The following is a 23,370-nucleotide window of genomic DNA, read 5'->3' on the forward strand; positions in this document are numbered from 1 at the left end:
AGCACATATTCTATTATTATAGCACTTTTGCCAAAAAGTCTTGCAGCCTGGGATTTTCCGGCTGGCTGAAAAGCGCCTCCGGGGGCCCGGACTCCAAAATATCCCCCTCAGCCATAAACAGCACCCGGTCAGAAACTTCCCGGGCAAAGCCCATCTCGTGGGTGACGATCACGCTGGTCATGCCGCCCTCTACCAGGCCCTTGATGACCTCCAGCACCTCGCCCACCATTTCCGGGTCCAGGGCGCTGGTGGGTTCGTCAAACAGCATTACGTCCGGCTCCATGGCCAGGGCCCGCACAATGGCCAGCCGCTGCTTTTGCCCGCCGGAAAGCTTGCCGGGCATCACGTCCGCCTTGTCCTGTAGGCCCACCCGTTCCAGCAGTTCCATCGCTTTCCTGTCTGCTTCCTGTTGGCCCATGCCCTTTACGAGAGTGGGGGCAAGGGTGATGTTCTTTTTCACCGACAGGTGGGGGAACACATTGAAGTGCTGGAACACCATCCCCATCTTCTGCCGGTGCCGGTCAATGTCCACTTTTTTGCCGGTGATCTCTACCCCTTCGAAGAAGATCTGCCCCTGCTCAGGGGTTTCCAGCAGGTTCAGGCAGCGCAGGAAGGTACTTTTCCCCCCGCCAGAGGGGCCGATGATGGACACAGCCTCCCCGGCGTGGATGGTTTCCGACACACCCTTTAGTACCTGCAACTTGCCAAAGCTTTTGTGCAAGTCCACGGTCTTGATCAGTTCAGTCTGCTGTTCCACGGGCCATCCTCCTTTCAAACGCGGCCACGACCTTGCTCAGCGGGAAGGTCAGGCACAGGTAAATCACGCCGACAATGATCAGCGCCTCAAACCGCAGGTAGGTGGCGCCGCCCACCAGCAGGTAGGAGGTCATGAGATCCCCCAGGAAGAAGGTGGAGGCCAGCGAGGTTTCCTTGAGCATCATAATGAACTCGTTGCCCAGCGCGGGCAAAATGTTCCGCACGGCCTGGGGCAGCACAATGCGCAGCATGGCCTGCCGCCCGGAAAGGCCCAGGCTCCGGGCGGCCTCCGTCTGGCCCTTGTCCACGGCCTGGATACCTGCCCGGATGACCTCGGACACATAGGCCGAGGAGTTGATGCACAGCGCCAGCGCCACCCACATAAAGGGGGAAAGGGCCAGGAAAGGCAGCAGTTGGGGCAGTATAAAGTAGAATATGTACAACTGTAAAAGGATTGGCGTCCCGCGTATCACTTCAATGTATACGCCAATGAGAAAGCGCACCACCTTGAAACGGCTCATTTTGGCCATGGCCACCAGCGTACCCAAAATGACGCCGAACAGTACCGCGATGGCTGTCAGTTTTAGGGTGTTGGCCACGCCCTCCAGTAAAAATACCTGCCAATACTGCTGCAAAAGCTTGACAATATTGGGCCCTAATGATGATAGATCCATTCCCTGCTCCCTCCGTTCCCATCATGCCGCGGCACCCGCCCTTATGCCGGGCAGGTGCCGTCAGGAATGTATGGATATGCTTTTTACCTGGCTTTACTCAGCGCTTTCTTCAGAAGAAACTTCCTCTTCGGCGGGGGCGTTGCCCTCTTCGTCATACGTCACCTCGTTGGCGGTGGCGCTCATGGCAAGGGTTTTGGCCTCCTCATACCAGGTGCCATATACATTGGAATCATACGCCTTTTTGAGGATGGCGTTGACCTCTTTAGTCAGGTCATCCGCCCCCTTCTTCATCACGATAACATTGGCGGTATACTTCTCGTCCACCTCAAACTGGAAACCGGAGAGGGCTACAGCTTGGTCATTGGCCATAAAGACGTCTGCCTGGCCCTTTGCTACGGCCATTGCCTCAAAGTCCCCGTTCTTCAGTTGCAAAAGGCCGGTGCCCAAGTCGCCGATGGTAACAAGCTCACAGTCGGGCAGTTGTTCCCGGCAGAGGGACTCCTGCAACGAGGCGGTCTGGGCGCCTACCTTTACCCCGGCAAAATCTGCGGGGGTGGTAAACTTGCCCTCATTCTCCTTCAGGGTGATGACTACCTGGTCGCTTTCATTATCACCGGGATAGTAGAAGTCGGAGAGGTTGAACCCGTCCTCCCGGTCCTGCCGCCAGGAAAAACCGGAGATGGCCATATCCGCGGTGCCTGTGCTGACGGCGGTGGTGCAGGCCTCAAAGCTCATGGGCATAATCACCAGTTCCTTGCCCATCTCGTCGGCAATATACTTGGCCAGCATAATGTCAAAGCCTACATACTGGTCCTGGCCCTGCTTGCTGGTGTCCACAAAGGCCATAGGGGCAAAGTCCGGGCTGGTAGCAACCTTTAAGGTGTTGCCGCCGTCTGTTTTCCCGCCACAGGCGGTAAAGGCTGCCAGCAGCAGGCACAGGGCCAGCGTCAAGGCAATCAGTCGTTTCGTCTTCATACACACTGCACTTCTTTCTGTTTGATTTGTCACCCATTATAAACGCATAAATATGCATTGTCAAGGAATATTTATGAATTTCCTTTCATCCCTACATTTTCATATACATGGGTACATATTTTGTGTATTTTGGGGATATCCAGAGAAATGTTGACGCCTCAAACCCCGGCAGGCCCCCTGTTTGCATTCATACTTTTCCGGTTGGCAGGCTGCCGGAAGGGGGCGCATTTATATGGGAAAGCACTGGATTTTTGCCGCCCCCTGTGGTAAAATGTACAAAACATCATGGCCCTGGGTTTGAACACCGGCGTTCACATTGTCCGGGGCAGGAGGCGTAGAAATGGATGGGAAAACTTTGAATATAGGCATTGTAGCCCATGCGGACGCGGGAAAGACCACATTGACGGAACAGATACTCTACCTCACAGGGGCTATTCGCGCGCCGGGTAGTGTGGATGAGGGTACCGCTGTTACCGATGGCATGGAGATTGAGCGGCGCAGGGGTATTTCCGTGTGTACGGCCTGTGCCTCGGTGTTGTGGAAGGGCTGCCGGCTGAACCTGATCGACGCCCCCGGCCATGCGGACTTCCTCAGCGAGGTAGAGCGCAGCTTGGCGGTGTTAGACGGGGCCGTGCTGGTGGTTTCGGCGGTAGAAGGGGTGCAGCCCCAAACCCGTATGTTGCTGGAAACCATCGGCCGGGCGGGTTTGCCCTGTTTCCTTTTCTTCAACAAGCTGGACCGGGCTGGCAGCGATTGGCAGGAGGCTTTGGCACGGGTGGAACAGGAAGGCGCCCGCTGCCTGGCCCTTTCCCAGGCGGAGGGGGAGGGGTGCAGGGAGGTGGCTGCCCGGCTTATCGGTCCCGGCTCTTCAGATTGGCAGGAGGGGGCGGTGCTGGCTGCCGGGGACGAAACCCTGGTAGAGCGCTTTCTGGCCGAGGGTGCCCTGCCGGAGGAGGCCCTATGGGAGGCTTTATCGACGTGTGTAGGGCGGGGGGCACTTTATCCGGCTGTGTGCGGGGCCTCCAAGTATGGCTTGGGCGTGGGCGACCTGCTGGATGCGGTGTGCCGCTTACTGCCCCAGCCCGCCCCCTTGGGGGAGGAACTCTGCGCCCGGGTCTACAAGGTGGATCATGACCCTGTGCTGGGCAAAGCCGCTTATCTGCGGCTGTTTGCCGGGGAGCTCCACAACCGCCAGGCAGTGGAAACGGTAGGGCAACAGGGGCACAGGGAAGAAAAAGTCACCCGGGTGCGGGCCGTGGAGGGCCGGAAACTGGTGGACGTTGAGCGCGTCTGTGCCAATGGCATTGCGGTGGCATATGGGCTGGAGGGGGTACGGGCCGGTGACCTGGTGGGACGGGAACTGCCGGGCCTGCGGGCCTACCGGCTGGCAGAACCGCTGCTGCTCTCCCGTGTTATGCCGGAGGATCCGGCGGACCTGCCCAAGCTGACCCAGGCCCTGGGCCAACTGGAGGATGAGGACCCGGCTTTGGGTTGCGAGTGGAACCGGGAGAAACAGGAATTATGGGCCAGGCTGACCGGCAAGCTACAGATCGAGGTGCTGGAGGCCCTGTTGGCCGGGCGTTGGGGGCTGCGTGCCCGGTTTGGGGAGCCCTCGGTAATATACAGGGAAACACCCGCCGCCCCGGCGGAAGGGTATGAGTCTTACACCTGGCCCAAGCCCTGTTGGGCAGAGGTGCGCTTTCAGGTGGAGCCGCTGCCCAGGGGTAGCGGTTTGCAATACGAATGCCGGGTTTCACCCGGACGGCTGCCCTACCGCTACCAGACCCATGTAGAAACAGCCGTGCCCAGGGCACTGAAACAAGGGCTGCGGGGCTGGCAGGTAACAGATTTGAAAGTCACCCTGGTTGATGGTACCTGGCATCACGTGCACACCCATCCGCTGGATTTCTTTGTGGCTACACCGTTGGGGCTGATGGATGCTCTGCGGCAGGCTGGATCCCAGCTTTTGGAGCCGGTGTTGCAGGTGGAGATGGCAGGCCCCCAGGACTGCCTGGGCCGGGCGATGGGGCTGCTGGCTAACCGCCGGGCAGAGTTCCAGCCTGCTGCCTTAGAGGATGGGCGGTTCCGGCTGGAGGCCATGGTACCCGCCGCCGAGGCCATGGAACTGCCGGTGGATTTTGCCTCGGCTACATCTGGGGCCGGTACTTACAGCGCCCGTTTCTCCCACTATCAGGACTGCCCCCCTGGCCTGGGCGCCAGCCGGGAACGCATCGGCCCGGACCCTTTGGATCGCGCACCATTTATATTGGCTGCCCGTTCGGCAATGGCAGGGGAATAGATGGTTTCCCGACGTCCCGTTCTACCATATTCGGTAACAAATAGCGCGTCCGGGCTGGCTTGTCCGAACGCGCTTGCTGTTATACTGGGCCCTTGCGGTTTCATAGCACCAAAAGGGTTGCCAGGAAAACTACAATATGGTATAATATATCCAGTTGCGCCTTGCGCATACGGATAATAGACAGGGAGCGCCCCTCCCTGTGGGCACTGCCGGGCGCCGCGTTCAAAGGTTACGGAAAGGCATGATACTTTATGGTTCGAAAGAGTTTCGTTTTGCTGGTATCGGGTTTACTGCTTTTGCTGACGGCTTGTACAAGCCAGGAACCCTTACCACAGGAGGACGGGCCTACATCCCGGACAGTAGCCCTGACAGTTTGGGGGGCTCAGGAAGATGAGGAATTGTTGGCTGAGCTTTTTGTTTCATTCCAAAAGCAGTATGCGGGGCAGGCGGATTTTGAAATCACCTACCAGGCCCAAAGCGAATCAGGCTGTAAGGACGCCCTGCTGGCGGAATTGGAAGAGGGGCCGGACGTGTTCGCTTTTGCGGATGACCAGTTGGCGGCGTTGGCGGCAGCCGGTGCCCTGGAGCCACCAGCGGACGCGGCAAGCGTCAGTAGCGCCAACTTGTCTGCCGCTGTGGAAGCAGCCAGTGTGGACGGCCAACTTTATGCCTATCCCCTCACAGCGGATAACGGCTATTTCTTATATTATAATAAAGCTTACTTTACAGAAGAGGATGTGCAGAGTTTTAACCGCCTGGTAGAAACGGCGGCTAAAGCTGGGCAGGTAGTAACGATGGATTGGTCCTCCGCCTGGTACGTGTACGCCTTTTTCGGCAACACCGGCATGGAGGTGCAGCTAAACGATGACGGCATCACCAACACCTGCACCTGGAACAGTACCGAGGGGCCCATCAGCGGGGTAGACGTGGCCCAGGCCATGCTGGACATTGCTGCCAGCCCAGGATTTGCCAACCGGCCGGATACGGAATTTTTGGCCGGGGTACAGGATGGCTCGGTGGCAGCAGGGGTCAGCGGTGTGTGGAACGCGGTGGCGGTGGAAGAGGCCTGGGGCGAAAACGCCGGGGCGGCCAAGCTGCCCACCTTTGACTGTGCCGGGCAGCAAATCCAAATGGCGTCTTTCTCCGGGTGCAAACTGATTGGCGTCAACGCCTATTCGTCTGAAAAAGAATGGGCGGCGCGGTTGGCCGAGTGGATTACCAACGAGAACGGGCAGGCCCGCCGTTTTGCGGTGCGGGGGCAGGGGCCCTCCAACATACGCGCGGCGAATTCTTCCGAGGTGCAGGGTTCCCCGGCTATTGCGGCCCTGCTGGCCCAATCTGAGTTTTCGCAACTGCAACGGGTAGGCGGGAAATTCTGGGATCCGGTTTCCGAGTTTGCCGGGAATATGGCCCTGGGTAACCCCAACGGCGTCCCGTTACAGGAGCAGTTGGATAGGTTGGTAGAGGGGGTAACGGCCCGGTAGGGCGTTTTGCGCGGTAGCGTAGATGCAAATTATTTCTCGGAGGGGATTCCATGAAAGGCAAGCTGACCCTGCAGCAGCGCTTGATCCTGCCCATTGTCCTACTGGGCCTGGTGTCGCTACTTTCCAACATACTGGCCGTATTCGGCGTCAATAACGTTAACGCCAACGCGGGTACCATCGTTGACACTTATATGGCAAGCGAAACCAAGCTGGAGGAGATCCGGCGGTCGATGATGGGCATACACCGGCTGGCCCTGTCCCATATCGTTGCGGCGGATCACAGCACCATGATCCGGCTGGTACAGGAAATCAAAGAAGAGGAGGCGGCGCTGGATGAGCAGTTGGCCGCTTATGAAAGTTTCGTTCCGGAGGAAGAGTTGGGGACGTATCAGGCGCTTTTAGAAGATTACGCCGCTTTTAAGCATAGCCTGGTCAGGCTGGTGTGTGCCAGTGCAGACAGCAAAACCCAGGAGGCCTACGCAATGGCCAATGGGGACGTGGCCTCTTACGGCAGTTCGGCAGAAGGGCGGATCGATACGCTGTACGCCTCGGCCAGCGCCCAAGCGGGCACGGCCCGAGACAGGTTATTCATCGTATACCTGACTTCGCTGATCATCAGCGCCTGTACCTTAGCGGCGGGGGTCATCCTGGTGGCGGCGGCTTTCCGTATTGTAAGAAAATATGTAGTTGCCCCCATCCGCCAGGCCATGGGCACGTTGCAGGACAGTTCCCAGCGCTTGGGCGGCGTGGTGGGGCAGGTGCATAGCCGTATCCATAGTTCCAGCGGCAGTGTGCAGGCCCTTTCCAGCCTGACATCCCAGCTTTCCGCCGCGCTGGAGGAAGTTTCCGGCAGTGCGGCGGCCATCAGCGGCAGCGCCGCCGGAACCCGGGCGGACGCCCAGGATATGGCGGAGGAATGTGCCGCGATTACCGCCTATTCGGTAGAGATGCGGGGGCGGGCCGAGGAGATAGAAGAAACCGCCCGGAAGAATATGGAGTCTGTTCGTGCGCGGACCGAGGAGATCATATCCCAGTTGGGCACGGCTATTGAGAAAAGCAAGAGCGTGGAGGAGATCAGCAGCTTGACAAAGGACATTCTGTCCATTTCCTCCTCTACAGACCTGATTGCAGTCAACGCGGCCATTGAAGCGGCCCGAGCCGGGGAGGCCGGCAAGGGTTTTGCCGTGGTAGCCCGGGAGATACGCAGCCTGGCAGATTCCTGCGCAGAAACGGCCGGGCACATCCAGCGGGTCAGCGGCGTAGTGACTGGGGCGGTGGACTATCTGTCCGGCAGCGCCCAGGAGTTGGTGGAATATTTGGGCCATGCCGTGTTGGAACAGTTCCAGCGCTCGGCAGCGTCTGGCAAGCAGTACCGTGACGACGCCATTTATGTGGAGAGCAGCATTGAGGCATTCAACAGCCGGGTGGAGCGCCTGCGGGCCTCTATGGACGAGGTGGCGGGCTCTATCTCAAATATTTCCGATGCCATTGGCGGCGCGGTAGAAGGCGTAAACGGCGCGGCAGGCCGCACCCAGGACTTGGTGGAGGACATGGCCGGGATTACGGAAGGGATGTCGACCAATCAGGAAATTGTAGGCGAACTGCAAAAGCAGATGGAGTCTTTGGCAAATTTGTAAGGCTATGCATAGTGGCTGAATAGAGAAAGGCCCTTGAGGAAACTTTGTCCCTCAAGGGCTTTTGCATAGAGGAAAGAACTTAGGGCCGCCTTTCTGGTATCACGACCGCTCTATGGCTGGGAAAATAATTGCCTTTCAATTTTCATCTTCGGCTTTTTCCGGGCGAAACAGGCCCAGGAATTTGTCCCAGAGGCTTTCCTCCTGGGGTTGGCTTTCCGTGCTATCTTCCTCCGCGCTGGCGGGATGCTCTGCTGCCTGCGCGGTTTTCATGATAAAGCGGGTGGACGTGGCGGCCCCGTCCGGGGTACCGCCAAAACAGCCATATGCCCCTTTTTGGTCATCTAGCGCCTCCAGGCAGGCCTTTAGGGCGGCGGTTTCTTGCCGGTCTAAGCTGCCGGTCAGCTTGCTGATCCCCTGGCTGTTATACTGTTCTAGGCCGTTTTGCAAACTGCCGGCGCCCTCTGCGACCTGGCCGCTGCCACTGACCAGGGACTGTACCCCGGCCTGTAGGGCGCCTATGCCCTGCTGGAACTGCTGGGTGCCGCTCACCAAATCTTCACTTCCCTGGGCCAAACGTTGTGCGCCGTCGGCCAGGGCCGCATTACCCTGTGAGAGTGCCTGCGCCCCGCTGGAAAGTTGGTTTGAGCCATCTACCAACTGGGAAACCCCGCCTGTAAGGGCAGGTAGCTGGTTACCCAGTTGTTCCAGGCCCGCGTCCAGTTGGGTAGCCCCGGCACTTGCCGCCGCCACCCCCTGTGTATAGGCCGCAATCCCTGCGGTAAGCCCGCTGTCACCGCAAACCGTTGCCTGCAACGCCTGGATCCCACCGCTTACCTGCTGCACGCCGGCAGCCACCTGTGTGTAGCTGCCGCTTAGTTCGCCCAGCGCGTTCGCCAAGCCCTGGGCTGTGCCATGGGCCTGCTGGTAAGCGGATAAGAGTGCTTGGTAGTTGGGGTCTGCGGCCAGGGTGGGGTCTGCGGGGACGAACTGCTCTGGGCCGGGCAGCGAGAACGCGCCCGCGCCTGCTGACGCGGCGTTTTCCAATGCGGCCCCAAAGGCTTGTGCACCTGCCGCCAACGGGCCCTCCGGGCCGGCAGCAGCGTATAAATCTCCTATTCCCTGGGACAACTGCTCCGCGCCACTGGCCAAGGCCGTGCCCTTACTTTGAAGTTCCCCAAGCCCGGATACCAGCGTGTTGCTGCCGGATTTTAGCTGGCCATACCCTTGCACGAGCGCCCCGGTCCCGGCTTGCAGTTCATACAGCCCGCCGGAAAGCCCTTCCGCACCGGTTTGCAGTTGCTGGGCCCCGGCCTGGGCATTGCTGGCCCCTATACGCAACTCCTGTGCGCCGTCGCGTAGTGAAACAGCCCCTAAGTTCAGTTGGGCTGCCCCCTGTACCAGAGTAGCCGCGCCAGATGCCAGCTCAAGTGTACCGCTGTGCAAGGCCTGGGCCCCTGCAGTAAGCTGGGCTGCCCCGCCAAGAAGTTGGCTGATGCCCTCGTCCAAAGCATCCATATCCTCTTGTAATGCGTCAAGCCCATCCAGTTCCTTTAACCCGGATAGCCCTTCTGCCTTCAGGCTTTCAGCGTCTGTAGCGCAGAGGATAAATATGCTGGGCGCGGTAAAGTCTGTTACATCAGCCTCAAAAGCCACCTGATCCAGCAGATAGCCGTCTATATCGGAAACCCCTTCTGGCAGTAGGCCCTCCAGGCTGGTCCGTACGCCGGGCATACAGACAAAACCCACAGCCTGCCGGTTTCCCACCGGCTTTACCATGCCGTGCGGTGGTTCTTCCACCTTCCAGCCTTCCTCCAGCATGGCTCCTACCACTGTGACGAACGGGGTGCACACTTCTCTTTTCTCCCCGTCAATTTCTACGGTAGCGGTTTCCCGGTTTTCCAGTTCGATGGTAACGGTGACCCGGCCGCTTTTCCCCAAAAGTTCCTCCAGGGGGGCCTCGTGGCCGTCTATGGAGTAGGTGATTTTCACCCCGATGGGCGCGGGCCTGTCGGTTTCGCCCTTATAGTACACATCTTCGCCCTCGGTGTCCCAGGTAAGGGTTTCCCCATCCTGTGTAAAATTGGCGCCGTCCTGGGTGTTCTCAATATTCCATAGGATAGTGCTGTCCACAGCGCCGGAAAAGCCTCCCTCCCGGTGCAGATGGGTACTTACGGTCTGGCTGCGCACACTGCCGTCCTGTTCCAGCACCACATAAACCGTTTCGTTTTTCTCCAGCCTTTGCGGATCTACAGCTAAAGCAGGCAGGGCCATACCCGCTGCCAAAAGGGCGGATAAGCCCAGTGCGGTTATTCTTTGCATCCATTTCATAAGAATCTTCCTTTCGCGTTGATGTATCAGTTTATCCTATATGTCCGGCACGGTTGCAGCCGGCTGTTCCGCCGCCGGCCCACGGCGCTTGCCCAACCAGCGGAAGGTGGTGTGCTTAATGACCGGGTCCAACAGCATAAGCAGGCAAGGGAGGATGAATATGATAACGAACATACTGACCAGCGCGCCCCTTGAGATAAGCAGGCAAATGCTTTTTAACAGTTCCATTTGGCTGATGGCTGCCACGCCCACAGTAGCCGCGAAAAAGGTGAGCCCGCTGGAAAGGATGCTCTGGCTGCAAAACTGGCAGGCGGTTTGGGCCGCTTGCTTGGGCGTGCGGCCTGCCTGGCGTTCCTCCCGGAAACGTGAGGCCATCAGGATGGCGTAGTCTACCGTGGCGCCCAGTTGAACCGTGCCAATTACGATACTGGCAATAAAGGGCAAGGGGGTGCCGGTGAAGTATGGGATGCCCATATTGATGAATATGGCGCTTTCAATAGAAACCACCAGCAGCACAGGTAGGGAGAAACTAAGGAAGGAAAGGGCGATGATTACAAAAACAACCGCGATGGATGTTACATTGACGTTGGCAAAGTCAACATCCGCCACTTGGATCAGGTCTTTGGTCATGGCGCCCTCCCCGGTGACAACCCCTGTTGGGTCCACTGCTTTTATTAGGCTGCCGATTTGCCCTAGCTGGGCGTTTAGTTCGCTGGTGCCGCTTTTATATGCCGAGTTGGCTATGATCAGCTTGCGCCCCCCTGACTGTGCCAGTTGGGCCAGTTCATCCGGCAACTGGGAACTGTCCAGGGCCGGGCCCGTAAGCGCGTCCAAGCTAACCGCCTGTGTGACGCCTTCGACCTGGCGTAGGTCAGTACACAGTTCGCCCACCTGTGTGCTGGATAACGCCCCGTCCACCAGAATAAAGTGGGTGGTCGTCATCCCAAAGTCCTCTTTCAGCTTGTTGGTGCCCACAATGCCGGTCATATCCTGGGGCAGGCTGTCAAACAGGGTATAGTAAACGTTGGTTTTGCTTTGGGCCAGGGTGAAGGGGATCACCACAGCCAGAAATACAGCCAGGATCGGCCCAGGGTGCCGGGTGATGAAATGGCTGGCCCGGCTAAGTTGCGGGATGAGCACCCTGTGGCGGTGCTTTTCTACGGCGCGGTCAAAGGTCAGGATCAGTGAGGGCAGGATGGTGACGGTGCACAGTACCCCCAGGGCCACGCCCTTTGCCATCACAAGGCCAATGTCCCTGCCTAAGGTCAGCCGCATGGTACATAGGGCCAAAAAACCGGCGATGGTAGTAAGGCTGGAGGCTGTAATAGAGGAGAATGTCTTGCTGATAGCACCTGCCATAGCCTGCTCCTTGTCCTTACAGATGCTTTTTTCTTCTTCATACCGGTGGAGCAGGAAAATGGAAAAGTCCATGGTTACACCCAACTGCAAAACGGTGGACAGGGCCTGGGTGATGTAGCTGATCTGCCCCAGAAAACAGTTGGTACCAAAATTATACAGGATAGGGAATACCAGCCCCACCATAAACAATACCGGCACCAACGTGCTCTCCATGGCCATAAACAGCACCAGCAGGCTGGCCCCCACGGCGCACAGGATATAGAGTGGCATTTCCTTATCGACCAGCGCCTTGGTATCCTGTAGGATCACACTCATGCCACCCATAAAGCTGTGTTCCCGCAAAAGGCCTTTCAGTTCCTTTACAGCGTTCATGGTGCTCTCGCTGGCAGAGGGGGCCGAAAACCGTACCAGCATCAGGGTGGCGTTTTCCTGGTACATGGCCTGCTGGATAGCTGCGGGTAGCATTTCGCGGGGAATGGCCGGGTCAATCACATCGCTGAGCCAGAACACCTGCTCCACACCTGTTACCTGTTCCATTTCCGCTTTCATCTTTAGCAGTTCTTCCATGGGCAGGCCTTCCACGGTTACCATGCCGGTGGAGGCCAAGTTAAAGTCCTCCTCCAGGGCCTTTTCCCCTATCATGGAGTCTAATTCCGGCGGTAAATACGTGAGGATGTCGTAGTTGATGCGGGTTGCAGCCGTGCCCAACAGGGCTGGTATCAGCAACAGGACAGCTAGGGTTAAAACCAGTTTCCTGTGGCGCACGACGGCCCGCGCAATGGGTTTCATAGAGATCCCTCCATTGGTTGATTTGCACCTATTATACTGCCGGGTAGGTCCCGCTGCAACCGACATATTGTAGCCGCTGTGCAAAAATCAAACAGACGGAAATGATTGTTGAAAAATATTACACGTCCGGGGTTTTGTCTAAAACACGGAAATATCTTGAATCCCGTGTGCAAATACGATATAATAATGAAAACCGATACAGAGAGGAGCGTATGCCCGTGCGGCAAACCACCAAACAGGCCATTGCCCAGACGTTTTTAGAACTGCTGGAAAAGCGGTGTATTGACAAAATAACGGTGAAAGATATCGCGACAGAATGCGGCGTTAACCGGCAGACCTTTTACTACCATTTTCGCGATATTTATGACCTGATGGAGTGGTGTTTGACCCAGGGTATTGAGAAATATGCCAGCCAGCAACTCGCTGTAGACGAAAACTGGCAAGACCAGATCCGCCTGCTGTTCCATTTCTTCTACCAGCACAGGATTGCCATTTTACACGGATATGACGCGACCAACCGGGTGCAGTACGAACGGGTGGTGGTCAAATGGGTGTCACAGATGGTATATAACCGGTTGGAAACCTATCCCCAGGCCCAAGCCGTGCCGGAGGAGAAAAAAGAGTTTATTTCCAAGGTGTATGCGCGGGGCTATGCGGGGATTGTCCTGGAATGGATAGAGGATGGTATGCCCGACGAAAGGCACGTACGGCTGGAGGACTACTTTGTTATGATGGACGGCAGCATGGAAACGGCGTTGGAAAAATTCAGGCGGTAAAGGGTGGTAAGCCGGAAACTATGTACCAACCTATAAAGCCGCCAGCTTAGGAAACACATACCCTTTTTGCGCTTTTGCTGCTATTAGGAGGAACTTCCAATTAGGCATAGGGTTTCGGGGGCCGGGAATTTGATTTTTGATGGCTAATTTGAACTTTTGGCCATATATGTCCCAGCCAATAGGATCCAGTGTATACGCCAAACCCTGCATAAATCCCAGAAAAAGAAAAACACCTATTGTTGTCCAAGCCCGTAGGGGTTCGGACAACAATAGGTGCTTTTCTTGCGGGCAAAAAAGTTCGCGCATCCACCAGTGTGGGTGCGCGAATTGGGGCCAGCGTTACGCTGGTGCCGGTGGCCGGACTCGAACCGGCACGGTATCGCTACCAATGGATTTTGAGTCCATCACGTCTGCCAATTCCATCACACCGGCTTTTAACAAATTTATTATACCACTCCCTTTCCAAAAAAGCAAGCGTTTTTTTACATACTTTTCACGGCGGCCAGCGCACTGCCTTCCGGTGGGCAGAAAGGCCCTACGGCGCGCCGTTAAGCCGTAACGCCGGTTTGCCCTAACCGCTCAGCCTGCTGTTGGCTATCGTATAATGCCTTAAACCGGCCACCCTTAGCCATAAGCTGGTGAAATCCCCCTTCTTCCACCACCTTGCCGCCCTCCATGACCAGAATGCGGTCGGCGTTCTCAATGGTGCTCAGCCGGTGGGCTACGGTAACGGTGGTCCTATCCTGGGCGATCCGATCCAGGCACTGCTGCACTTCCTTTTCCGCTGCGGAGTCCAAAGAGGCCGTGGCCTCGTCCAGCAGCAGCACCGGCGCATCTTTCAGAAGGGCGCGGGCAATGGCAATGCGCTGCCGCTGCCCCCCGGAAAGCTGCCCGCCCTGTTCGCCTGCCTGGGCCTGGTAGCCCTCTGGCAGGCTTAAGATAAAGTCGTGGATATCCGCCGTCCGGGCGGCCTCTTCCACCTGGGCTTGGGTGGCCCCCTGCCGTCCCAACAGGATATTTTCACCTATGGTGCCGTCAAACAGGGTGCATTCCTGGGGCACATAGGCAAACAACGCCCGTGTGGCGGCCAATGAAAGCCCTGTCTGGCCAAAGCGTACGATTTCCCCGGCTGTGGGGGTGTAAAAACCTTCTATCAGCTTGACGATCGTGGACTTGCCCCCGCCGGAGCCCCCCACGATGGCCAGCCGCTCCCCCCGGTGCAGGGTCAGGTCCAGGCCCTCAATGACATTGGTTTTTCCATCGTAGGAAAAACTTACCCCCCGGAAATCCACGGCAACTGCATGGCCGGTATCCACCTGGGTATGCCCGGTTTCCAGGTCCTCCAAGGGCTGGTCCAGCACCCCCTGTACCCGCTCCATAGCTACCAGGTTTGCCTGGCTCAGCAGCAGGAAGGTGCTCAGCCGGTAGATGGCGTCGCCCATCATGCCCATCAGCGTGGCGTTAAAGGCGGCTTGGCCTAAGGTCTGGCCCTCTTTTGCCAACAGTATGCCCAGTATAAACCCTACCGCCTGGGCCGATTGGGCGAAAAAGTCTACCACCCCGTAGGTCAGGCCGATGATGTTCTGGTACTTCATGCGCTTTTGGCGTATGGTTTGGCAGATGGCCCGATAGCGCGCAGCCATCGCCTCCCGCATTACAAACACCCGTACCACCGGCATGGAGCGCAAAGCCTCTACCAGAAAAGAGGCCGAGTTGGCAATTTCTCCTTTTGCCACCGCCTCCTGCTGCTTAGCCCTGGGGTTTAGGTATAGCGAGAGGGCCATGTTTATGCTGCCGTACAGCACCCCGGCCAGGGCGATGCGCCAGTCGTTGCGCAGCAGCAACACCAGCGTGACCGGGAACACCGCAGCAAACCGCAGAAGCTGCACCACCGAGAACCCGCCCAGGGCATAGCCGCAACGGTTCGCATCGCTGGTTAGGCGGGTGATGTAGTCCCCGGTCCGGTAGCCCGTCAGGCGCTCATAGGGCATATGGGCTATGTGCCGGAACAGCTCCTTGCGCAGCCGGGCCGTGGCCAGCTCCGAACAAGTGGCCCGCAGGTAGGCCCCGTAGACCACCGGTGGGGCCAGCAGCAGGAACAGCCCCAGCATCGCCAGCAGGGCCAGGAAAATATTGTCCTCCCGCGCGCCGGTGATAATATCCAGCAAGGCGCGGTTTACATAGGGCAGGGCGAACAGCAGGGCAAACTCGAAACAGCTTAGCAGCAGGCCCAGCACATACCGCCACCGGGCAGGCCCCAGGTAAGAAAAGCACTGCCAGAACAGCCGGATTACAGACCGTTTTTTCATACGGACACCTCCTTTAAGCCCTGTAGGCGGCACATCTCATAGTACCGGCCCCGCTGGGCCAGCAGGGCGTGGGGGGCGCCCTCTTCCGCTACTTTGCCGTCCTCCAGCACGTAAATGTAATCTACCCCCTGCACGGTAGAGAGCCGGTGGGCGATGATCACCGCCCCGCGCCCTTCCAGTAGTTTGTCCAGCGAGGCCTGCACTTCCCGCTCGGTCTGCAAATCCAGGGCAGAGGTGGCCTCATCCAACAGCACCAGGGGGGCCTGTTTTACCATTGCGCGGGCAATGCACAGCCGTTGCCGCTGCCCGCCGGAAAGATCCCGGCCCCCTTCGCCAATGGGGTGGTCCATCCCGTCGGGGAAAGCGCTTACAAAGTCCCACAGGCTTACTTCCCGCAGGGCGGCCTCGCACGCCGCACGGGTAAGGCCGGGCCGGCCATAGGCGATATTCTCATAGAAACTCCCCGCAAACAGGCAGGGGTCCTGGGTGACGATGGACAGGTTCTCTCGCAGGGCCTCTGGGTCCCATTCCTCCGTGGGGGTGCCCAGCAGCCGCAGGCTGCCGTCCTCCGGCAGGTAGAACCGGCAGATCAGCTTGACCAGCGTAGACTTGCCGCAGCCGCTGGCCCCCAGCACGGCCACCTTTTTGCCGGGAGGAACCTGTAGGGCCAGGCCGTCCAGGGCGCGGGGGCTGCCCGGCCCGTAGGCAAAGCACAGGCCCTCCGCCGCACAGGGGACAGGGTTTTCCCCTGTAGGGCGGCGCACCGGGCCAACAGGCTCGTCGGGTATGTCGATGACCTCGTAATACCGGCGGGCGCTGGCCGAGGCGCCGCGCGCGGTTTTTAGCATATAGTCAGACTGGCTGAAGGATTCGGTGATATAGCCGCTCAGGGTAACAAAACTTACAAAGGCCCCCACAGTTAGCTGCCCGGAACTCACCAGCCAGGAGCCGATCAAAAACAGGCTCATGGTCTGGGCTACGCTGGCCAGGTACTTTACCCCGGTCATCTTCATGCTCAGCCGCTCCGAGCGCACTTTCTGATCCAGGGAGGCATCTACCGCCCGGTCGAACCGCTTGCCCAGTACCTTTTCGGCGGCAAAGGCCTTTACGCTCAGTGCCCCGGCGATCACATCGGCGGCAATACTCATGGCAGAGCCCGTCTGATCCATGGAGCGCTTGGCTTGGTCCTCTATGGGCCGGCTGATGGCCCCCACCATCCACAAAGACACCGGCAGGATGATCAGGTAGGCGATGGACAACTGCCAGGAAATGAACACGCAGGCTGTCAGCCCGAACAGGCCGGAGAAGATCAGCCGGGAGAAATTGCTGATATGCCCTGCCGAAAAAGTGCTCAGGAAGTCGATATCCCCGTTGAGCCGGGCGGCCACGTCCCCGGTACGGAACTTCTGCTCCAGCACGGACATATCCCCGCGGGTCAGCTTTTCAAAGGCCCGGCCCCGTACCCCCAGGAACATATCCTCCGTTATATGCCCGATGATCCGGTAGTGCAGGGCTGTCCGGGCGCAGTCCAACAGGATAAAGAGGGCCATCATCCCGGCGGTGGCCAGCATCTCCTGGGTAAGGCCGGCCACGCCGTAGTCCAGGGAGCGGCCCCAGTAGGTGGCCGAAAGCATCTTCAGCACCCCGGATACCAGGGACAGCCCCACAATGACCACAATGCCCGGCAGGTACCGCCGGTTGTCGATGTAAAACCGCAAAAGGGAGCCGGCGTTCATAGCCCCGCCCCCTCTTCCAGCAGGGGCAGGTCTTTAATGGCCTTGCCACCCTCTGTCAGCCAAAGCTGTACCAGCGGGTGATCCGCCCATTTTTGGCGCAGATAGTCCTTGTTTTTCAGCCAGCCCGCCCGGAACACCGGATCGTTGTGGAGCCTGTCGTAGCTGCGCTCCTTGGCCGGGTAGTGGATGGCCTTTGCCTCCCTGGCCAGCACGAACCGGGCCCCTTTTTCATGGGCCTGTATGCCGAAGTCGTTGTCCTCGCAGCCCCAGGTGCAGAAGAACTCGTCGAAGTACAGGCCGTTTTCCCGCATAAACGCCGTAGGCACTGAGAAATGCAGGCTCCACAGCACGATCCAGGGGGCGGGCCAGCGGTGAAGGGCGTCCCCGCAAGAGGCGTAGTCCCGTTCCCGGCCGTCCAGCATCCGGCGTTCTGCCATGAGGGCGGCGGCCTCGTCCGGGGCATGGGCATGGATGATCCCCCGCATTTCCTCCAGGTCAGAGGTCAGGTCATTGCCGAAGATGTAGCCGATCGTGACCAGCTTTTCCCCGTGCGCCTGATAGAGCCGGTAATGCTCCGCCAGGCAACTGCTGGTAAGGATCACCCCGCTGTCCAGGAACACGCACAGTTGGGAGTCCGCGGCGCGTATGCCCATATTCCGGGCCGTACCGGGGCGGAACCCCGCATCCTCCTGCCAGAAGTACCGCAGGGCAAACTGCCCGGCGTATGCCTCTGCCACAGCCTGCATACCGGCAGAGGAGCCGTCATCACAGACCAGCACCTCCAAATCTGCCAGGGGGAAATGGGAGCCGGCCACGGAATCCAACGTAAGCCGCAGTTCCTCTGGGTTGTTGTAAACGGGGATGATAACGGAGATCTTTTTCATAGCAAACACCCTTTCTTCGTGTGGTATCTTTTTGCCCCAGTATAGCATTTCAAGCGGGAAATACAAGGGGTTTTGCATGAGTGGTCGAAAATCGGGCTGTTTTGGTTGCCAGGGCCCTGTAGACGCACAAAAAGGCCCCCACACGCGGTGGGGGCCTTTGGGCGGTATGTTTTGGGCGGCAGGGGTAAACAGGCAACGTGTCCGGCCGCTAGGGGGCTGGCCGTTGGAGCAGTACAATGGTATGGAACAGCCCGGTTTCCGCCTCGTAGTATTGGCGCAGGCTGCCGCTGTATTTTTGTATGGCGCTGCGTATGCTCTTCAGGCCCAGCCCGTGCTGCTCTTTTTGGGCTTTGCGGGACAGGAAACCGCCCTTGCCGTCCGGTTCTGGGGGCAGGGTACAGGTGTTCACCAGCGTGACGGTAAGGGCGCTGCCCGGCCGGGCGTCGGCCAAAAGCTCTATGTACCCGCCGGGAGAGCCGGTGGCAGCCTCCACAGCGTTTTCCAGCAGGTTGCCAAACAGGGCGGTGATATCTGCCTGCTCCATAAAGTCTGCGGCACCCTCCCGCACATCGGCGGTAAAGGCCACGCCTTTGCCCTCGCAGACTTCCTGGCACCGGCACAGTACCACGTCCAGCAGGTGGTTGCCGCAGATACGCGCTTTCCGCTGTAGGGCAGGGGAGGCCTCCAACTGGGCGACATACCGGGCTACCCCCTGGTTGTCCGCCCGGTCGGCCAGGTCCCGCAGTGCCGCCAGGTGCTTGCGTATATCGTGGATGAGCACCCGTTGGCGGTCATATTGCTCCTCCAGGGCCTGGTAATAGCCGGCCTCGGTGCGCTGTTTCTGGCGCATCAACTGCTGGTCCAGGCTGCGGCGGTACATCTGCCGGTTGACCTGGTACCCCACAAAGAGCAGCAGGTTGTTGAAGAGCAGGATCAACAGCCCTGCCAGCAGCGCGGAGCCCAGGGTGAGCGGGAACCCGGCTACTGCCACGCAGAAACCCATCATAAACAGGATGAACAGCGTGCACAGGGAAAAGCCCGTCAGCAGTGCCGGGATGGCGCGGCCTTGGAGCGGCGCACCTGCTTTGGCCAGGCGGGCCAGCAGCGCGGTATAGCCTACATAGAGCAGCCTGCCGGCCAGGGCCAAGGCAAAGAACCCCATCAGCAGGTAGAGGGTTTCGGTCATCAGCGCATCGCCTCCACATAGAGCATATAGGTATTTTTAAAGTCTTTGCACTTGCGCCGGGTCAGGTAAGCGGCGTACTCGGCGCCGTCCGGGGCGCATAGGGTGATCAGGTTTGCGGAAAAGCGGCGGACGTATTTCATGTTGATGAGGAAACTGCGGTGGGGCTGGTAAAAGCTGCCAATGCCCAGCAGCGTTTCCTCCCAATGCCGCATGGTTTGGGTGGACTGGTACAGGCCGGTGGCCGTGCGTACCACCGGCCTGCGCCCCTGGGCCTCTACCAGCAGGATTTCGTGGGAGAGCAGGGTCAGGGACTCTGTGGGGGTTTCCAGCAGGACGGGGCGGGTGTCTACGCTGAGCTGGTAGAGGGCGTCCTTCAGGTTGCGGAACAGCCGGTTTTTATCTACCGGCTTGGAAAGGTAGCGGAATACGTGGAATTTCATGGCGTCATCCAGGTAGTCGGGGTAGGAGGTGACGATGAAGATCTTGAGGTAGGGGTTTTGGGCGGCCAGCCGGGCACCCAGGCTGATACCGTTGGTTTCGGGCATTTCTACGTCCAGGAAGGCCAGGGCGGCTGGGGGGACGGCGGGGTGGGATTCTGCCGCCAAAAGCTGGGAAACCTGGGTGTAGGCGCATAATACCGGGGGATCCAGCCGGTTGGAGGCAAAGTACTCCAGCAGGTAGGACTGTAACTGGGCAAGGGGCGCCGGGTCGTCGTCACACAGGATGATGCGCATGGTGTGGCCTCCTTCCTTGGGGTGCCTTATAGTGTAGCACAGTCAGGCGCCTAAGTCAACTTGCCACCCCGTTTCCCCCGGTTTTCCGGGCTTTTTCGGGGGTGTTGCGGTTTCTTGCTGGGCTCCGCCCAAACCGGCCATCCTTTGAAAAGGGCGGCCCGAAACTTTTACGCGGGGGTGTGGAGGCTTTTTGTTGGGCTCCGCCCAAACCAGCCACCCTTTGAAAAGGGCGGCCCGAAACTTTTACGCGGGGATGTTAAGGGGGCGTTTGGACGGATTGGGCAAGAGGTGTGTTTTTTGTGGGGGGGATTTGGAAGGGGGGCGGCGGTTATCAATTATGGGTTAGGAAAATGGCTGGTTTTGGTATAAACGGGTGGCGAACGGTTTTATATTTTGTTTATGCGGGGGATTGGAGGGGGTTTTGGGGTGGGTTAGAGGGATGTAACCAGGGGGTAGGAGGGGGGTTATGGGCAGATTATGGGCGGGTAGGGGGCAGATATTACTTGACTTTCGGGCGTGAGTGTGGTATTCTATAAACATAGATGTGAATTATTTAGTTGTTCGTTTTTGTGTTTTGTTTTGCGGTTGTTTGGAATGGGCCGGGGTGCGGCGTGGGGGCTGTGCTGGGTTGGCTTTGATGGGGCGCGGAGAGTTTTACGGCGTGGAGGGGGAGAAGTGGGGGGGGGCAGCGGAGGGCTGTGTTGGGTGATAGGGCGCTGGAGGATCCGGCGCGGCATGAAAAGAGAAAAGGAGGTAGGGGCGATGAAGGCGAGCGTTCGGAGTATTAGCGAGATGACGGGGTTTTCACCGGCGACGGTTTCCAACGCGCTGAACAACAAGCGGGGGGTGAGCCGGGAAACCGCGGAGAAGATTTTGCGGGCCGCCAGGGAGGCGGGGTATTTTGACGGGCCGGGCTTGCAGCGGCTGCGGCTGGTGGTGTACCAGGCCGACGGGGCGGTGGTCAATGACTCGCCGTTTTTTGCCCGGCTGATGGCGGGGGTGGAGGCGGAGTGCCGCCGGCTGAAACTGGAGCTTATAACCTGCCACCTGCAAAAGGGGGCCCCGGACTATGACGCCCGGCTGGCGGAACTGCTGGAGGACAGCGGCGCGGCGCTGCTGCTGCTGGCCACGGAGATGGAGGCCGGGGAGGCCGCCCGGTTCCGGAAAGCGGCGGGGCCGGTGGTGGTGCTGGACAACTGGTACGAGGGGCTGCCCTTTAGCGCGGTGCTCATCGACAATACCGACGGGGCGTTTGAGGCGGTTTCCTACCTGATCGGCCAGGGGCATAGCCGTATTGGGCATTTGCAGGGGAAGGGGCAGATCAAGAACTTCTACTACCGGCGGCAGGGCTATCTGCGGGCCATGGCGGAACATGGCCTGCCGGTGGAGCCCCGGTACACCGTGCCCCTTTCTACCGGCATGGAGCAGGCCAGGGCGGATATGGCGGCCTGGCTGGCCAGCGGGGCGGAACTGCCGACGGCCTTTTTTGCGGACAACGATATGATCGCCCTGGGGGCCATGCGGGCCCTGGAACAGGCCGGGCGGCAGGTGCCGGGGGAGGTATCGGTGGTGGGGTTTGACGATTTGCCTTTTTGCGCCATTTCCAGCCCGCCGCTGACCACGGTGCGGGTGTTCAACTACGAGATGGGCCAGGCCGCCGTGCGCAGGCTGCTGGAGATAGCCGGGGACGGGGGCGGGTACCGCACCAAGGTGCAGGTAACCAGCGCCTTTGTGTGCAGGGACAGCGTGCGGGACCTGCGGGACCAGGGGAAGGCGCCGGGCTGACCGGGAAAGGGCAGGCGGGCCGGTACACCGGCCTGGCAGTATAGAGATAAAGGAGAGATTTTGTATGGAAAGAACCATCAAGCTGGGGTTTGCGCCTACCAGGCGGAGCATTTTCAGCGCGCCGGACGCGGTGAAGTACCGGGGGCTGACGGCAGAGCGGCTGCGGGAACTGGGGGTGGCGTTTGTGGACATCGACGGCATCAACGGGGAAGGGCTGCTGTACAGCGAGGAGGACCGGCTGCGGATTTTGGAGAAGTTTAAGGCGGCGGAGGTGGACGGGCTGTTTTTGCCCCACTGCAACTTTGGCACCGAGTACCTGTGCGCCAGGCTGGCCAAGGATTTGGGCGTGCCCGTGCTGCTGTGGGGGCCCCTGGACGAGCGGCCGGAACCCGACGGCACCCGGCTGCGGGACACCCAGTGCGGGCTGTTTGCCACCGGCAAGGTGCTGCGGCGGTTTGGGGTGCCCTTTACCTACCTGACCAACTGCCGGCTGGACGACCCGGTGTTTGCGCGGGGGCTGCGGGACTTTTTGGCGGTGTGCCGGGTGGTGCGCACCTTCCGGAACATCAGGATCTTGCAGATTGGGCCCCGGCCGTTTGACTTTTGGTCGACCATGTGCAACGAGGGGGAGTTGCTGGAGAAGTTCAACATCCAGCTTGCGCCCATCCCGCTGCCGGAGTTGACCGGGGAAGTGAAAAAAGCCCTCGCCCAGGGGGCAGAAGTGCAGGCGGCCATGGCCTACTGCCGGGAACATATGGACATCAACGTGACGGACGGGCAACTGGAGATGGTTGCCGGGCTGGCGGTGGCCATGGAACGCCTGGTGGGGAAATACCACTGCAACGCGGCGGCGATCCAGTGCTGGAACGCCTTGCAGGGGGAGCTGGGCATTATGCCCTGCGCGGCCAACGCCTTGCTGAACGATAAGGGGATACCGGTGGTGTGCGAAACGGATATACACGGGGCGGTGACGGCCCTGCTGGCGGAGGCTGCCGCCAACGACGGCACCCGGAGCTTTTTTGCGGACTGGACCATCCGGCACCCGGACAGGGAGAACGGGGAACTTTTGCAGCACTGTGGGCCCTGGCCCCTCTCGGTGGCGGGGTGCAGGCCGTGCATTACCTACCCGCTGGCGTTTGACCACCCAGGGGCCATAACCGCCGAGGCCAAGCATGGGGACCTGACTTTGTGCCGGTTTGACGGGGACAACGGCGCGTACAGCCTGCTGCTGGGCAACGCCAAGGGCATAGACGGCCCCAAGGGGATGGGCACCTACCTGTGGGTGGAGGTGGAGAACATCAAGCGGCTGGAGGCGAAGATTGTGGAGGGGCCGTATATCCACCACTGCGTGGGCATTCACAAGGACGTGGTGCCGGTGCTGTATGAGGCGTGCAAGTATATGGGCATTACCCCGGACCTGTACGACGGGAACGAGGCCCAGGTGCGGGCGTATCTGCGGGGGGAATAAAGGACGGCGGGCCGGCAGAGGACATTTAGTGGGAGCAGGAAAGTTTTTGGGGGTTCTTAGGGGATCGGGGCAAAGCCCCGGCGGGCGGGGGCCCAAAACGGGGCCGGGGGAAGCGCCGGGCTGGCGAGGCGCTGCGGGCGTTGGGGGGGATTCAGGTGGGGGGCAGGAAAGTTTTTGGGGGTTCTTAGGGG

The 23,370-nt window shown here is 59.5% G+C and carries 16 protein-coding genes and 1 tRNA gene; 6 read left to right on the forward strand and 11 right to left on the reverse strand.

All coding sequences use genetic code 11. The features are described 5' to 3' along the window. Positions 1-16: 16 nt before the first annotated feature. The 3 genes from U8U01_RS00685 to U8U01_RS00695 form a co-directional block, all read right to left on the reverse strand. Positions 17-739, reverse strand: a complete 723-nt coding sequence (locus U8U01_RS00685) for an amino acid ABC transporter ATP-binding protein (protein WP_322169227.1) — start codon at positions 737-739, stop codon at positions 17-19. 1 nt (position 740) lies between these two features. Next, positions 741-1,430: an amino acid ABC transporter permease gene (locus U8U01_RS00690; protein ID WP_322168886.1), complete on the reverse strand. Its 690-nt coding sequence runs from the start codon at positions 1,428-1,430 to the stop codon at positions 741-743. A gap of 93 nt (positions 1,431-1,523) precedes the next feature. Next, entirely contained in the window at positions 1,524-2,405 is an 882-nt protein-coding gene (locus U8U01_RS00695) for a transporter substrate-binding domain-containing protein (RefSeq protein WP_322168888.1), read from the reverse strand. A 340-nt stretch (positions 2,406-2,745) separates the two neighbouring features. Between U8U01_RS00695 and U8U01_RS00700 the strand changes: the two genes are divergently transcribed. From U8U01_RS00700 to U8U01_RS00710, 3 genes are all read left to right on the forward strand, one after another. Then, positions 2,746-4,704, forward strand: coding sequence for a GTP-binding protein (locus U8U01_RS00700; protein WP_322168890.1), 1,959 nt, complete (start codon positions 2,746-2,748; stop codon positions 4,702-4,704). A gap of 251 nt (positions 4,705-4,955) precedes the next feature. Continuing rightward, positions 4,956-6,188 (forward strand): extracellular solute-binding protein, encoded by a 1,233-nt coding sequence (locus U8U01_RS00705; RefSeq protein WP_322168892.1) that lies wholly within the window; start codon positions 4,956-4,958, stop codon positions 6,186-6,188. Between the two features lie 50 nt (positions 6,189-6,238). Beyond that, positions 6,239-7,825 carry a methyl-accepting chemotaxis protein gene (locus U8U01_RS00710; protein ID WP_322168895.1) on the forward strand — a complete coding sequence of 529 codons (1,587 nt, stop codon included), beginning with the start codon at positions 6,239-6,241 and terminating at the stop codon, positions 7,823-7,825. Between the two features lie 135 nt (positions 7,826-7,960). On the opposite strand, the gene U8U01_RS00715 is transcribed toward U8U01_RS00710, so the two are convergent. Together U8U01_RS00715 and U8U01_RS00720 are read right to left on the reverse strand one after the other, a co-directional pair. Beyond that, positions 7,961-10,153, reverse strand: a complete 2,193-nt coding sequence (locus U8U01_RS00715; RefSeq protein WP_322168897.1) for a hypothetical protein — start codon at positions 10,151-10,153, stop codon at positions 7,961-7,963. 36 nt (positions 10,154-10,189) lie between these two features. Beyond that, positions 10,190-12,301 (reverse strand): efflux RND transporter permease subunit, encoded by a 2,112-nt coding sequence (locus U8U01_RS00720; RefSeq protein ID WP_322168901.1) that lies wholly within the window; start codon positions 12,299-12,301, stop codon positions 10,190-10,192. A 212-nt stretch (positions 12,302-12,513) separates the two neighbouring features. On the opposite strand from U8U01_RS00720, the gene U8U01_RS00725 reads away from it, so the two are divergent. Further along, positions 12,514-13,077 carry a TetR/AcrR family transcriptional regulator C-terminal domain-containing protein gene (locus U8U01_RS00725; RefSeq protein ID WP_322168903.1) on the forward strand — a complete coding sequence of 188 codons (564 nt, stop codon included), beginning with the start codon at positions 12,514-12,516 and terminating at the stop codon, positions 13,075-13,077. A gap of 345 nt (positions 13,078-13,422) precedes the next feature. Here U8U01_RS00725 and U8U01_RS00730 read toward each other — a convergent pair. The 6 genes from U8U01_RS00730 to U8U01_RS00755 all read right to left on the reverse strand — a co-directional run bounded on the left by U8U01_RS00730 (position 13,423) and on the right by U8U01_RS00755 (position 19,926). Continuing rightward, positions 13,423-13,509, reverse strand: a tRNA-Leu gene (locus tag U8U01_RS00730). Positions 13,510-13,625: 116 nt separating this feature from the next. Beyond that, the gene (locus U8U01_RS00735; protein ID WP_322168906.1) at positions 13,626-15,386 is read right to left on the reverse strand and encodes an ABC transporter ATP-binding protein; all 1,761 of its coding nucleotides are present in this window, start codon (positions 15,384-15,386) and stop codon (positions 13,626-13,628) included. Next, a complete protein-coding gene (locus tag U8U01_RS00740) occupies positions 15,383-17,122 on the reverse strand; it encodes an ABC transporter ATP-binding protein (protein WP_322168909.1) in 1,740 nt (579 codons plus the stop codon). The genes U8U01_RS00735 and U8U01_RS00740 overlap by 4 nt, the downstream gene beginning before the upstream one ends. Continuing rightward, complete coding sequence (locus U8U01_RS00745) at positions 17,119-18,006, reverse strand: glycosyltransferase family 2 protein (RefSeq protein WP_322168912.1); 888 nt, start codon at positions 18,004-18,006, stop codon at positions 17,119-17,121. Before U8U01_RS00745 ends, U8U01_RS00740 begins: the two co-directional genes overlap by 4 nt. A 208-nt stretch (positions 18,007-18,214) precedes the next feature. Then, positions 18,215-19,192: a sensor histidine kinase gene (locus U8U01_RS00750; RefSeq protein WP_322168914.1), complete on the reverse strand. Its 978-nt coding sequence runs from the start codon at positions 19,190-19,192 to the stop codon at positions 18,215-18,217. Beyond that, positions 19,192-19,926, reverse strand: a complete 735-nt coding sequence (locus tag U8U01_RS00755; protein WP_322168917.1) for a LytR/AlgR family response regulator transcription factor — start codon at positions 19,924-19,926, stop codon at positions 19,192-19,194. The genes U8U01_RS00750 and U8U01_RS00755 overlap by 1 nt, the downstream gene beginning before the upstream one ends. Positions 19,927-20,688: 762 nt before the next feature. Between U8U01_RS00755 and U8U01_RS00760 the strand changes: the two genes are divergently transcribed. Further along, entirely contained in the window at positions 20,689-21,711 is a 1,023-nt protein-coding gene (locus U8U01_RS00760; RefSeq protein ID WP_322168920.1) for a LacI family DNA-binding transcriptional regulator, read from the forward strand. 64 nt (positions 21,712-21,775) lie between these two features. Beyond that, on the forward strand, positions 21,776-23,179 hold the full coding sequence (locus U8U01_RS00765) for an L-fucose/L-arabinose isomerase family protein (RefSeq protein WP_322168923.1): 1,404 nt from the start codon (positions 21,776-21,778) through the stop codon (positions 23,177-23,179). Positions 23,180-23,370 lie beyond the last annotated feature (191 nt).

Origin of the sequence: Acutalibacter caecimuris, assembly GCF_034335085.1 — a bacterium.
In the GTDB taxonomy this organism is placed as follows: domain Bacteria; phylum Bacillota; class Clostridia; order Oscillospirales; family Acutalibacteraceae; genus Acutalibacter; species Acutalibacter caecimuris.